The following is a 12,369-nucleotide window of genomic DNA, read 5'->3' on the forward strand; positions in this document are numbered from 1 at the left end:
TTCCTGTCATCAACCTGTGATTCAAAATAATTATGACGAGTCAGAAACGGCAATCGAAAGCGCCTACCGTGGCGGATGTGGCACGCGCAGCAAAAGTCTCTAAAGCTCAGGCGGCGCGCGCGCTGGGAGGCTATGGGGCAGTCAGTGATGAAGTGCAGGAGCGGGTCAACAGCGCCGCCACCGCGCTGGGCTACCGTCTGAATGCTCTGGCCCGCAGCATGAACACAGGACGTTCCAATACCATTGGAGTGATTGTCGGCGATATCGAAAATCCCCACTTTGGCCTGGCGCTGCGCGGCATGGCCGATGTGGCGCGCACGGCCGGTTACCATCTGCTGCTCAGTAACAGCGATGAAAAGCTGCAGGCTGAGCAGGATGCGGTGCGGGTGATGCTGGAAAAGCGGGTTGACGGCATTATCGTTGCGCCCTGCTGTTCAGAGCACCATCTCAACAGTCACCTGACTCAGGTTCTGGAGGAGGGCAGAGCAGTGAAATTGTTTGATCGCGCTGTGAATGGCCTTAAAGTAGAGGCGATCTGCTGCGAATTTACTGATGTCGCCGCAGACGCCACCGCCCGGTTACTGGAGGCAGGCCACCGTTATATCGCCTATATCACCAGCATGGCATTGGCAACCGACTACAGCACGCCAGGCGATTTTGGCCTGACGCCAGTCGCCCAGCGCGTCGGCGGCATGATGCAGGCCTTTGCCGCCGCGGGTGTGGAATTTGATCCGACGCTGGTGAAAGTGAACGCGCTGGATGAAGTGGAAATCGCCCGTATCGTGGCCGAGCTGTGGCAGCGTCCGCAGCCGCCCACGGCGCTGGTGGCCTCTGACAGCGTGGTCGCGATGTGGCTGCTGCGTGAAGTGACGCAGCGCGGACTGCGAATCCCTGCCGATCTCTCATTTGTTATGTATGACAATTTTCCGTGGAGTGAGATTGTCACCCCGCCGCTGACGGTGGTGGCGCAGCCAGTCTATGAGATGGGCCGTGAAGCGGCACGACGCCTGATTGCAGAGATACGCGGCGAAGCCGTCGGGCCGATGCCGCGCTTTGATGCCCGTCTGATGATTCGCCAGTCGATTGCCGCACCGGCCAGCCTCATCAGCGCGAAATGATCACGTTAGCCGGGCCAGCCAAGTAATCGACTTAGCTGGCCTGTGGCTGCGGTAATCTGTGTGTCGCTACAGTTACCGTATCCAATAACCAGACCCTGCTGTGCCGGTTCGGTCAGATAGAAGGTCGAGAGGGCTGTGGGCGCGTAGCCAGCCTGAAGCAGTTTGCGGGTAATGGCGACGTCATCCCGATGAGGCTCGAGTGGCAGCACCAGATGCATACCGCTGTTACCGCCCAGCAACGAAATCGCCTGACCCGCAGCGCGCTGTAGTCCGGTTCGCAGCAATGCCTGTCGCTGACGATAGAGACGACGCATTTTGCCCAGATGGCGACGATAATCACCATTGAGAATAAAACGGGTCAGCGCCTGCTGCTCCAGACGGTTTCCGCCGCGCAGGATCTGATGCAGTGCCGGTCGAAGACGCTTGACCAGCGGCGCGGGCAGCACCATAAAACCGATACGCAGCGCAGGGAACAGGGTCTTGCTGAATGAGCCGAGGTAGATAACCGGGGCATTATCTGTCATGCCCTGCATCGCCATAATAGGCTCACCGTGGTAATGGAAGTCGCCATCATAATCATCTTCAATAATCCACGCCTGATGCTGTTGCGCAGCAGCAATCAGCGCCAAACGACGGGACGCACTCATTACTGCTCCGGTGGGATACTGATGGGTGGGCGTCGTGTAGATCAGACGGGGCGGGGTCTGTTCCCAGTGTATCGGCTGAGGGGCCAGCCCCTGGTGATCGGTGGAGATGGGGATCACGTTAAGTTCCCCGCCCTGCAGAGCCGCTTTGGCACTGCGATAACCCGGATCTTCAATCCAGCCATGGTCGCCCGGATTGCTTAGCAGGGCGACGCACAGCGTAAGCGCCTGCTGCACACCTTCGGTAATCACAATCTGTCCGGCATCACAACGTACACCGCGTGTGATCCGCAACTGTTGCGCCAGTACAGCACGCAGTTCGGGATCGCCGAGCGGATCGCCATAGCCGAGTAGCTGCGGTGGTGTGTGGTGCGTTACCTGACTCAGCGCTCGTCGCCATGCCGCCATCGGGAAATGGTTCAGGGCGGGTATGCCGGGACGCAGGGGTAGTGAGCCGGTGTCGGCCCACTGACTTAGATAAAAGGGATCCATCCGTTTTGCCAGCGGCCAGCTGGCTAACGTGTCGTCATCCGCCTGCCGGGCCGGCAAAGCCAGTGAGCTGATGCGGCTGCCTTGCCGATCGCTCATCAGATAGCCCTCTGCCTGCAGCTGTGTCCAGACGTTCAGCACGGTATTCCGCGAAACCTGCAGCTCATGTGCCAGCTGCCGTGTCGCCGGTAACACCGTGCCGGCAGCCAGTTGGCCTTGCAGAATGCCCTGTTTTATCCGCTGATAGAGTTGCTGTTGCAGCGTCGTACCGGCTGCCGATCGTAAGGGAGCCAGCAGTAATGGCGGGATCACCGATTTCATTGTCTCTTCTCGTGGATCTATCATTCTTCACGATAGTGGACCTTTTTAACCCACCAGGATAGTGGCAATCTGCGGCTATTATCTGCAGCCGGGAGGCGATATGTCACAACACCTGAATCAATACGGTCAGCCGGTCGGTCAGCCTTTACCAGACTGGCAAACCCGTCCATTACCGCAGCATCAGATTTTCACTGGGCAGGCGTGCCGGCTGGAGCCTTACAGCGTGGCACGGCATAGCGATGCCCTGTTTGAGGCGTGGTCGCAGGCTGAGGATGGGCGTGACTGGACTTACATGTTTATGGGGCCATTTAGTGACCGGCAGGCATTTCAGGATTATGCAAAGCAACTGGAGGCCAGTCGCGATCCACTGCATTTCGCGGTGATCGATCTTGCTACAGAGCAGGCGGTGGGCACTCTATCTTTAATGCGCATCCAGCCTGAACATGGCGTGATGGAGGTCGGGCATGTCGCTTTCTCACCCCGGCTGAAGCAGACCCGCATGGCAACGGAAGCGCATTTTTTGCTGATGCGTTATGCCTTTGAGACGCTAGGTTATCGCCGTTATGAATGGAAGTGCGACAGCTGTAATGCCCCTTCACGAAAAGCGGCGGCACGGCTTGGTTTCCGTTTTGAAGGCGAGTTCCGTCAGGCCATCGTCTATAAAGGGCGTTCGCGTGACACCAGCTGGTTCTCGATTATCGACAGCGAATGGCCACAGGTGAAAAAGGGGATGCAGCGCTGGCTGGCCGAAGATAACTTTACCGCCGACGGTCAGCAGCGCGAGAAGCTGGAAGCGCTGCGCGACAGGCCCTGATCGGGGAACTGACCCGGTGAAGTCAGACAGGATTTCAGGTGATGGGCCTCTGCGGGAATCCGCAGAGGCGTGACCAGAAAAATGGGCGTTATGACTGTGGCACGATTTTAATTTCAACCATACCAATGCCTAATTTGCGCGGATCCTGACCGGTGATATTGCCGGTGTTACTCAGTTGCGGCTCCGGTGGTGCAATCACCAGACGATGGCTGGCAGTTGGATTGTCAAAATGCAGGGTATGCGTCGAAACCTCTTCACCCAGCGACAGCAACTGTTGCTGGTCGCCGACCCTAACCGGAATGGCCCGGTGTGCGTTAGGGCCATACGCGCGCGCGGTGATCACCAGATCGAACTTTGCGGGCAGCGCATCGACATAGTCGATATGCACTTCTGGTGCGAGATTGGCGTTAGACCAGCGTCCCCAGATTTCTGGTCGTGAGATGCCGCTAAAGCTTTTAACACTCTCCGGTGCGCCGGGCACGTCGAGTCGAAAGCTGTCGGCGCTGTAGCGAATATTGTTATCTTCAATACGAAGCTGCGCCAGGTTCTGCTGGTAACGCGCATCGCTGACGGCGCCGTCCGGGAACTTCACTTTGCCTTTCCACTGCGCTTTATCGACGTGCGTCACCGACGGCGTGCCACCGAACTGCCCCATCGCCACACAGAGATCGCCGGAGAGGGCCAGCGAAGGCTGCCAGAGCCGCGCCATTTTAAAACAGCGATCGACCCAGAGAAATTTATCAGCGGCGGCGAAATCGGCCAGCTGATAGCGCAGCGGAGCCGAATATTCTCCTTCCGGCATCGGCTCTACATGCTTGTCACTGATACGGAACAGAATCGGCAATTTAAAGGTGGTACCTGAGAAGCTGAAGGTATTCTTCGCCTGATCCACCGTGAAGTTGTCTATTTTCTTCGGGAAGTTCCACAACTGGATGATGTCGGGTTTCCAGCTCGTCACCTTACTTTTCATATCGTCGAACTGGGTGGAGAGCGAAATCGAGGAGAGGCTGCTGCGGCCCAGACCAATCGCATTGTCACCACCAAGAATATCCAGCAGCGTGGCCCCATTATCCAGCGTGCTGCGCTTCGCCTCCATCAGCTCCGCCTGCGGTTTATCGCCGCGAATCACCATGAACAGATTGCGACGAGGCTGCTTAACCAGCCACGCATGCGCCGTATTGTTCATCGCCAGATGATCGGAACTCACCACAATCACGGTATTTTTGAACCACGGTGACGCCTGTATGCGCGAAATCAGACGCGCAACATGCTCCTGCGAACAGGCAACTGCACTGAATGACTGGTTTGGTTTGCCCTCAATGCTGTAACTCCGGCGATCGCAGCTGCGCGAGATAAACCCGTCAGGATGATGGGTGTCGACGGTCAGGGTAAACAGCGCAAAAGGTTTACCGGCCTTTGAGAGTTCCTGATATTTCTCAAAGACTTCATCCAGCACGGTGTCGTCGTAATAACCCCAGTTATTGCGGTAGGTGGGATCGGCAACGCGGCTTTTCAGTTCCTGCGAACCATACAGGTTTTCGGGATCGAAACCGTGCGATTTCAGGAAGATATCTTTACCGGCAAAACGCAGATCGGCGCCCTGAATAAACCAGTTCTGGTAGCCGGAGTTTTTCAGGATGTCGCCCAGACAGACGTTCTGGGGATAGAAACTGGAGAGTGACGCCGACGCATTGCCGTCAAACGGCGCAAACAGAGGAATGCCACACTGTGAGGCAACCATGCCCGCGATAGTGTAATCGGTGCCAGGCAGCTGTTCGGTTTCGCTGAAGTCGATGCTCTGCTCTTTCTGCCGGCTTAACTCCGGCGCTAAGCCAGGAAAAGCGATCGGGTTAAAATAGGTGCGCTCTAAGCTTTCACCATAAATGTAAACCACGTTGAGGTGCGGCTGCTCAATGCGATTACGCGGCACCCTGTAGAAGTTGTCGAAGTCAGAATCCGCCAGTTGGGTATGCGACACAATCAGCGTCGCGACCTGGCGAAAAGCCGGGGTGGTCTGCACGGAGCCGAGCGCGCAGACAGCCGCCAGCAGCGACCAGCCCATGTGATGGGGACGCTTACGCCGACGCAGAATCCACGACAGCAGGCAGAACAGCAGAAACAGTACGATGATCAGGCCAATCGCCGGCACCACATATTTACTGACGCCCGCGCCGGTCAGGCTATTGGTCAGGGTATAGAGCACCGCATCGTTGATGCCGTCACCCGTAAAATAGTTGCTGGCATAAAGGGTGGCGTTCAGCACAACGAAAAGCACCAGCAGAATCAGAACAACAATAAACCAGAATTTGTTACGCCCGGCTTTACAGGAATAAATGGCAATAGCGGCCAGAAACAAGGCGACGGACACCAATTCGGACAATGGGAAATCCTCTTTTCAGGGTTACGCGAGGCTTCACGCAACCAGCCATCTTCGGGGGATGGTTTTTCGACAATCTATATTGGCTGTCATCCGGCTGCAACATATCCGGCCCGAATTGTGCGGTGGAGAGCAGATTGGTTAATTGTCATTCCAGAAGGGAGGTTATCAGGCGTGACGGTGGCTGGCGCGCACCGTCAGCAGAGCAGAGGTCAGGACGTTTTTCAGAGTTTGCCGGTGAGATATTGTGCTTCGCCGTCGGCAAAACTCCAGTCACCTTTGTCGTTGGTGATAAAGCTGATCATTAAATCGTTGCCCTGCACACCACAATGTTCGCGCAGCTCACGTGCCAGCTCCGCCATAAAATGCTGTTTCTGTTCGCTGCTGCGTGGGCTGGTATAGACCCGCACCATTACCAGATTATCGCTGCGTGTAAATCCCAGTCCGGTATCCTGAAACACCATCTGATAGCGCTTGTTTTCCTGAACAATCTGGTAGCGATCGCGTTCAGGCACGTTAAAGGCCGTAAGCACAGCGCGGTGCGCTGCATCCAGTAGTGTACGAAGTTCGGATTCTGAACGACCCTGAATAACATCAAATTGCAGCAGTGGCATAGCGAATTCCTCATCATGATTAATAACGCTATGGTGACCGCTTTATCCGGCGGGAAAAAGCGCGTAGCCTGAAATGATTATTCACTATAGTGAACAATTACAATGAAAGAGATGAAAACGGATGCGCTGTGGGATCATCTGCACTGGCTGACCGTACTGGCAGAGCAGGGCAGTTTTACCCGCGCGGCAGAGCGGCTCGACGTCAGCAAAGCGGCGATGAGTCAGAAAATCAAAGAGCTGGAAGAGATGGCTGGTGTGTTGCTGGTACAGCGCACCACGCGCAGTGTGCGACTGACGTCAGCAGGCGAGAAGCTGGTGGAGGAGCTCCGCGAACCGTTTTCCCGCATCGAGCAGAGTTTTTTCAGCGTGAGGGATACCGCCGGACCTGTGCGGGGTCTGGTGCGGATGACCGCGCCAGTGGCGTTTGCCCGTCAGCAACTGGTGCCAATCATTGGCGAGTTTCTGCGTGACTATCCGCAGGTGCGTCTGCAGCTGGATGTGACCGACCGCATCGTGTCACTGAGCAGCGAAGGCTTTGATCTGGCAATTCGACACAGTGACACGCTACCGGAAACCCATGTCGCGTTGCCGCTATGCGATACCCGGACGTTGCTGGTGGCCTCACCCGCCTATCTCAGCCTGCAGGGTGTACCGCAGTCGCCACAGGATCTGAAACAGCACAACTGTCTTTACTACCCACGTGGCATCGAGTCACCGCGCTGGCGGTTTGAGACGACAACGGATAGCGAACAGGTGCAGGTGCGGATTCAGGGCAGCTTTGCCACCAACAACAGCGAGTCAATACGCGATGCGGCGCTGCAGGGACTGGGGATTGCGATGCTGCCCGATTTCAGCGCCCGTGAGGCGCTGGCAGCCGGTACATTGCGGCAGGTGCTGCCGGCGTGGCAGCCTGTTGAGGCCTTTGCCGCCCGCCTGTGGATCGTCCGGCCCTGGGCGGCGCAGGTCCCCCGCGCGGTCACCACGTTCACGCAGTGGCTACGCGCGCGCTTTGACCGCTGAGGGCAATGCCAGCGCAGGCGGTGTGGTCTGCATCATCTCGCCGATCAAACTGCTGCGGTTATACAAACCCAGCCGCAGATTGAAGTCGAGATGCAGTCGCTCGTTGCCGGTTAATTTGATAATCGGCGGCGGCGTCTGTGGCCGCTGATGAAACATCACGGACTGCGCAAAGGCGCTGCTGCTGTCGGCATGTAAACGCTGATAGTACCAGGCGCTGGCTTCGCCTTTACGCAGATAGAGATTGGCCCGCCGATATTCACGCATCGCAACCTGCTGTGCCAGCGACAGGAGCTGGCGCGAGGGATTATCAATATTCTGCACAATCAGCGGAAAATCATCGCGCTTCTTCAGTTCATAGAAATAGTTGCGGATACCGACGTTTTTAACCGGTGCCAGTTGTTTCAGCCATTCGCGAATAAACGGGTTTTGCGGTGGCGCGGCCAGAAACCAGCTCTCAGTAACCGGCGCCAGCAGGTTCATCGTTGACTGCTCGCGGTAGTAACCGATGAGATCCATTGGCCGTGCCTCGTGCGCGCGATGCACCCAGGCGAGGTTCTCAAACAGCAGGGTGCTGCAGTCGATGCCGATGCCACCATAACGGTGAATCAGCTCAAGCCGGATAATTTCACTTTTATGGGCCAGCGTCAGATCCGAAGAGATAAAGCTGAGTTCGGGCAGCCACTGCGACAGCGTGCGCTGTGTAATCAGATGCACCTGGTGATCGGGATTATCCCGCCGGATTTTACTGATGTTCAGCGCCATTGAGGTGGGCAGGTGATCGTTATGCCAGACCATCCAGACAATTTTTGGAATCTCCGGCAGATCTTTCTGCTGCGAGACCAATACGACATTATCTTCCTGTCCCGGATCATATTCCGGTGCCTGACAGAGTCTCTGCTGTTTCTTATTCCATAACATCTGGCTACTGAACGATATTCTTTTCCAGTTACGCCAGATTTTATGCGCTGGACGTTGGCGATGTGAAGTCATGGTGCACCTGTTATTTTTATTTTCCCGTCACAGTACAGGCTCTGCCCGTTCCGCGTGCGGCGGCAACGGCTGGCATTGCATACTGGCTGCAATTCCGATGAGTGCGGGAATGAATGAATGGTTTTCCCTGGTGGCGACGCAGTGGTTTAGCGCGCGGAAGTTTCCTCACGGCTGTTTAATTGCACTGCACCTTTTTAATAAAACATTATTTACACATTAGCTATGTCTTTTTTTGATTTTAGGATAATACGGAAATAATCCGGTCACCTTAGCGAAATAATAATATTGTCGCTGTTAATCATTTATTTAAATATGACGAAATCTTTAATTAAGGAATATCTTAATATCATGCTTTATTATCGGGCTGACATAAGGCCTGGTCACCGCAGTCGTGAATATTGCACTTAATAGGTGGGGTAAGCCCGGCTCATCAATCCGCAGCATCAGACAGGCTGAAGAGGATTGTCTACGCTTAAGAAGAACTTACTGAGAAAGGAGTGCGCATGCAGAGTGAAGCTTACGGTTTACTGGCGGTCGATAAACAGGGTAATCGCGTCCTGTTTCTTAATCCGGAAACCTTCGCGGTCGAGCGGGAACTGAACGCTTTTCCACCGCGGCCGCATGAACTCCTGATGCTGGCCCCCTGGGGTAAGGCCTATGTCCCTATTTATGGCGACGGCGTTCAAGGTAATAACCCGCATCCGGGTCATAAAGTGGCGGTCATTGATTTACAGCGTCGCGAGATCAGTGGCTTTATCGATCTGTCGCCGCTGCGGGCACCCCACAGCGGACAGCTGGGGCGCGATGGCAAAGTCTATCTCTGCTGTGAGCAGAGTGCCGCCGTGGCGGTGATCGATCCGCAGACTGACAAAGTAGAAAAAATTATCCCGATTCCTTCTCACAATGCGCATCGCCTGACGCTGTCACCCAGCGGCCGCAAGCTGTTCACCGATAACGAAGAGGATGCGACCATCACCGTCGTGGATCTCTGTGAAGCGGAAGGACGGGTGATCGATACCATCCTGCTTCCTGGCCCGATTGCGGGCATTGCCGCATCACCGAAACACCCTTATCTGGTCGCCAGTGCCGCTGACGCGCCGCTGCTCTATCTGATCGATCGGCAGAGCCACCGTATTCGCCAGCGCATTACGTTGCCGGGTCATCAGCAGCCTTGTCAGGTGGTTCGCTTCAGCGCCGATGGCGAACAGCTGGTGGCAATAGGGGATCAGGAACCGCGGGTGACACTGTTTGACGATCTGCTGAATCCGCTGGGCGATATCAGCGTGGGTAACATGCCGATGGATGGCTGCTTCACGCCCGACAGGCAACAGCTGCTGATTGCCAATCAGGATGATGGCACGCTGAGTGTGATCGATCTGGCACAGCGTAAAGTCATTGCCACGCCGCGTGTTGGCACGGGCTGTGAGGTACTGGGCTATTTTCCGCTCGGTCAGATAAACGGACGATGATAGATCGCAGTGCTCCAGTGCCGGCTGCTGGCATGCTTCTCTGCCTGCCAGCCGCGTTTTCGTAACTCACGCGCAATCATTTTGTTCATGATGCCGTGGCCCAGCAGCAGTACCGTGCCTTGCTGTGAATGATCGATCAGTTTTTCTGCCGCCGCCGAAGCGCGGCTGCGTGCATGTTGCAGCGACTCCGCGTCGCCTGCATAACCGCAAAACCACAAAAGCCGCAGCAGGGCCAGCCAGCACACGGTCGGTAATTGTACCTCACCGGTTTTCACCAGCGGCACGGCGACTTCGCTGAACAGCGCATCAACCTCATGGGGTTCCAGACCGAGCTGGCTCAGTGAGGATTGCGCGCGGGGCAGGGGACTGCAGACGATAAACGTAGCCTGACGGGCAATTTCGATGCTGCGCGGCGGCGGTCCGTCACTGACCTGTGACAGATCGTACGCTTCGCACCAGTCAGCCAGTGCCTGCACACTCTGGCGACCCGCCGCCTGGTGGTCAGGTTTACCGTGTCGCATCAGAATAATTTTCATCGTATCTCTGTCCGGCCTTTTGGTCAGGGTAACGCATTGCCTGTGTTTACGGTGATTTTTCAGAATAAACAGCCAGTGTCATTTGCAGGTAATCTGCGCGTGCGATAACTGAAAATGATGAAGGGAACGTTGCCCCTTTTATCGTGCTTAATGATTAGTGAATCAGATAACTTACAGGCGCTGGTAACTTTTTTTGTGCAATAAGAAGGCGTTTAACTCGCTGAATTTGCGCAAAAAATGGGTGATGACGGAATGTTATAATGAAGTTTTTCTAACAAATATCGTCAGGATCTATTGATTTATCTACGCGCGTAGATACACTAAGTCCCCAGTGATTGCTCACGGTGCCCGATGCACAGTAGGCTCCATCGATTGTTAAGTTATATTCGCTCAGTTTAAGCGACCGGTGAAAAATACACCGGCGAAAGGGGGCGATGAATACGATTCCAACACCAGGGAATCCTTTAACCTTTCATCATGGTTCGCCCACTGAACGTCGTCACCGGGGGATTCCGCTTTCATCAGGGAATCGACCCATGGACGGGCGTTTATCGATCTGCATACTCATTCAGGGATAGGGTTATGACGGCACACAATTCCGTTAAGCAGCAGGCATCACTGTCATCCACTTCAGCCGCCGATGAGCGGTTTGACACCCCTTCAGGCCGCAAAGATTTCTGGCGCGCCACTTTCTCATGCTGGCTCGGAACGGCAATGGAGTACGCGGATTTCGCGCTCTATGGCCTGGCTGCCGGTATCATCTTTGGCGACGTCTTCTTTCCCGAATCAACCCCAGCCATGGCGCTGCTCTCCAGCTTCGCGACCTGGTCAGTCGGCTTTGTTGCCCGGCCCATCGGCGCGTTGTTTTTTGGCTGGCTCGGCGATCGCAAAGGCCGAAAGGTCGTCATGATCTCCACCATTATTCTGATGGGTGCTTCCACAACCTTTATCGGCTTAATCCCGAGCTACGCCTCTATTGGCGTATGGGCGCCTGCCTGCCTGGTTCTGCTCCGCTTTACACAGGGATTCGGCGCGGGTGCGGAGTTATCGGGCGGCACGGTGATGCTGGGCGAATATGCGCCGACAGAGCGCCGCGGACTGGTCTCTTCTGTGATCGCGCTGGGTTCCAATAGTGGCACGCTGCTGGCTTCGCTGGTCTGGCTGCTGGTGGTGCAGATGGATCAGCAGAGCCTGCTGGAGTGGGGCTGGCGTATTCCTTTCCTCAGCAGTGCGCTGATTGCACTGGTTGCATTGTGGATTCGCCGTCATTTGCGAGAGACGCCGGTGTTTGAGCGCAGAAAAGCGGAGATGGAAGCGGAACGTGCTGGCATGAAGGCAGCGTCGGTGGTCGATCAGCGGCCTTTCTTCCAGCGTACCCGCGCTTTCTGGACCATGGTTGGCCTGCGCATCGGCGAAAACGGCCCTTCCTATCTGGCGCAAGGCTTCATCGTGGGTTACGTCGCAAAAGTGCTGATGGTGGATAAGTCTGTACCGACCACCGCCGTGTTTCTCGCGTCGCTGCTGGGCTTCCTGATCATTCCTTTAGCGGGCTGGCTTTCTGACCGCTTTGGTCGCCGGATCGTGTATCGCGTTTTCTGTCTGTTGCTGATGTTTTACGCCTGGCCTGCTTTTACGCTGCTGGATACCCGTGAACCGATGCTGGTGATTCCGGTAATCGTGGTCGGTATGGCGCTGGCGTCACTGGGTATTTTTGGCGTGCAGGCGGCCTGGGGTGTCGAGATGTTCGGTGTTCATCATCGCTATACCAAAATGGCGGTGGCTAAAGAACTGGGCTCGATTTTGTCCGGCGGCACCGCACCGCTTGTTGCCGCTGCTATGCTTTCTTATACCGGTCACTGGTGGCCGATTGCAGTCTATTTCTCGGCAATGGCCGCCATTGGATTCTTTACTACCTTTGTCGCGCCTGAGACGCGAGGGCGAAATCTGAATCTGCCTGAAGATGCCATCTAGCAGTAC

The 12,369-nt window shown here is 55.8% G+C and carries 10 protein-coding genes; 5 read left to right on the plus strand and 5 right to left on the minus strand.

Annotated features, from left to right (window positions below; all coding sequences use genetic code 11):
* The first annotated feature begins 32 nt into the window (after positions 1 to 32).
* Positions 33 to 1,118: a LacI family DNA-binding transcriptional regulator gene (locus LQK91_RS11950; RefSeq protein ID WP_039658844.1), complete on the plus strand. Its 1,086-nt coding sequence runs from the start codon at positions 33 to 35 to the stop codon at positions 1,116 to 1,118.
* Between the two features lie 5 nt (positions 1,119 to 1,123).
* Here LQK91_RS11950 and LQK91_RS11955 read toward each other — a convergent pair whose 3' ends face one another.
* Positions 1,124 to 2,572, minus strand: a complete 1,449-nt coding sequence (locus LQK91_RS11955) for a PLP-dependent aminotransferase family protein (RefSeq protein ID WP_105099531.1) — start codon at positions 2,570 to 2,572, stop codon at positions 1,124 to 1,126.
* A 100-nt stretch (positions 2,573 to 2,672) separates the two neighbouring features.
* Between LQK91_RS11955 and LQK91_RS11960 the strand changes: the two genes are divergently transcribed.
* Positions 2,673 to 3,386 carry a GNAT family N-acetyltransferase gene (locus tag LQK91_RS11960; protein ID WP_105099588.1) on the plus strand — a complete coding sequence of 238 codons (714 nt, stop codon included), beginning with the start codon at positions 2,673 to 2,675 and terminating at the stop codon, positions 3,384 to 3,386.
* An 88-nt stretch (positions 3,387 to 3,474) separates the two neighbouring features.
* Here the strand turns inward: LQK91_RS11960 and opgB are convergent, their stop codons facing one another.
* On the minus strand, positions 3,475 to 5,766 hold the full coding sequence (gene opgB, locus LQK91_RS11965) for a phosphatidylglycerol--membrane-oligosaccharide glycerophosphotransferase (protein ID WP_039658838.1): 2,292 nt from the start codon (positions 5,764 to 5,766) through the stop codon (positions 3,475 to 3,477).
* Between the two features lie 221 nt (positions 5,767 to 5,987).
* Positions 5,988 to 6,377: a tautomerase family protein gene (locus LQK91_RS11970; protein ID WP_105099532.1), complete on the minus strand. Its 390-nt coding sequence runs from the start codon at positions 6,375 to 6,377 to the stop codon at positions 5,988 to 5,990.
* 102 nt (positions 6,378 to 6,479) lie between these two features.
* Between LQK91_RS11970 and LQK91_RS11975 the strand changes: the two genes are divergently transcribed.
* Positions 6,480 to 7,397 (plus strand): LysR family transcriptional regulator, encoded by a 918-nt coding sequence (locus LQK91_RS11975; RefSeq protein WP_008925518.1) that lies wholly within the window; start codon positions 6,480 to 6,482, stop codon positions 7,395 to 7,397.
* On the opposite strand, the gene LQK91_RS11980 is transcribed toward LQK91_RS11975, so the two are convergent.
* Positions 7,374 to 8,387, minus strand: a complete 1,014-nt coding sequence (locus tag LQK91_RS11980; protein ID WP_105099533.1) for a glycosyltransferase family 32 protein — start codon at positions 8,385 to 8,387, stop codon at positions 7,374 to 7,376. The two genes, LQK91_RS11975 and LQK91_RS11980, sit on opposite strands and share 24 nt — an antisense overlap.
* Positions 8,388 to 8,890: 503 nt before the next feature.
* On the opposite strand from LQK91_RS11980, the gene LQK91_RS11985 reads away from it, so the two are divergent.
* Positions 8,891 to 9,856, plus strand: coding sequence for a hypothetical protein (locus LQK91_RS11985; RefSeq protein WP_105099534.1), 966 nt, complete (start codon positions 8,891 to 8,893; stop codon positions 9,854 to 9,856).
* On the opposite strand, the gene LQK91_RS11990 is transcribed toward LQK91_RS11985, so the two are convergent.
* The gene (locus LQK91_RS11990; protein WP_008925521.1) at positions 9,838 to 10,392 is read right to left on the minus strand and encodes a histidine phosphatase family protein; all 555 of its coding nucleotides are present in this window, start codon (positions 10,390 to 10,392) and stop codon (positions 9,838 to 9,840) included. The genes LQK91_RS11985 and LQK91_RS11990 overlap by 19 nt on opposite strands.
* A gap of 582 nt (positions 10,393 to 10,974) precedes the next feature.
* Between LQK91_RS11990 and LQK91_RS11995 the strand changes: the two genes are divergently transcribed.
* On the plus strand, positions 10,975 to 12,363 hold the full coding sequence (locus tag LQK91_RS11995; RefSeq protein ID WP_105099535.1) for an MFS transporter: 1,389 nt from the start codon (positions 10,975 to 10,977) through the stop codon (positions 12,361 to 12,363).
* The last annotated feature ends 6 nt before the right edge of the window (positions 12,364 to 12,369 follow it).

Source organism: Pantoea sp. MHSD4 (genome assembly GCF_021043305.1).
GTDB lineage: Bacteria > Pseudomonadota > Gammaproteobacteria > Enterobacterales > Enterobacteriaceae > Pantoea > Pantoea eucalypti.

Coding starts and splice junctions, on each gene's coding strand:
- LQK91_RS11985 (WP_105099534.1), top strand. CDS start 8,891: ATGCAGAGTGAAGCTTACGGTTTACTGGCGGTCGATAAACAGGGTAAT.
- LQK91_RS11990 (WP_008925521.1), bottom strand. CDS start 10,392: ATGAAAATTATTCTGATGCGACACGGTAAACCTGACCACCAGGCGGCG.
- LQK91_RS11970 (WP_105099532.1), bottom strand. CDS start 6,377: ATGCCACTGCTGCAATTTGATGTTATTCAGGGTCGTTCAGAATCCGAA.
- LQK91_RS11955 (WP_105099531.1), bottom strand. CDS start 2,572: ATGAAATCGGTGATCCCGCCATTACTGCTGGCTCCCTTACGATCGGCA.
- LQK91_RS11950 (WP_039658844.1), top strand. CDS start 33: ATGACGAGTCAGAAACGGCAATCGAAAGCGCCTACCGTGGCGGATGTG.
- LQK91_RS11995 (WP_105099535.1), top strand. CDS start 10,975: ATGACGGCACACAATTCCGTTAAGCAGCAGGCATCACTGTCATCCACT.
- LQK91_RS11960 (WP_105099588.1), top strand. CDS start 2,673: ATGTCACAACACCTGAATCAATACGGTCAGCCGGTCGGTCAGCCTTTA.
- LQK91_RS11980 (WP_105099533.1), bottom strand. CDS start 8,387: ATGACTTCACATCGCCAACGTCCAGCGCATAAAATCTGGCGTAACTGG.
- LQK91_RS11975 (WP_008925518.1), top strand. CDS start 6,480: ATGAAAGAGATGAAAACGGATGCGCTGTGGGATCATCTGCACTGGCTG.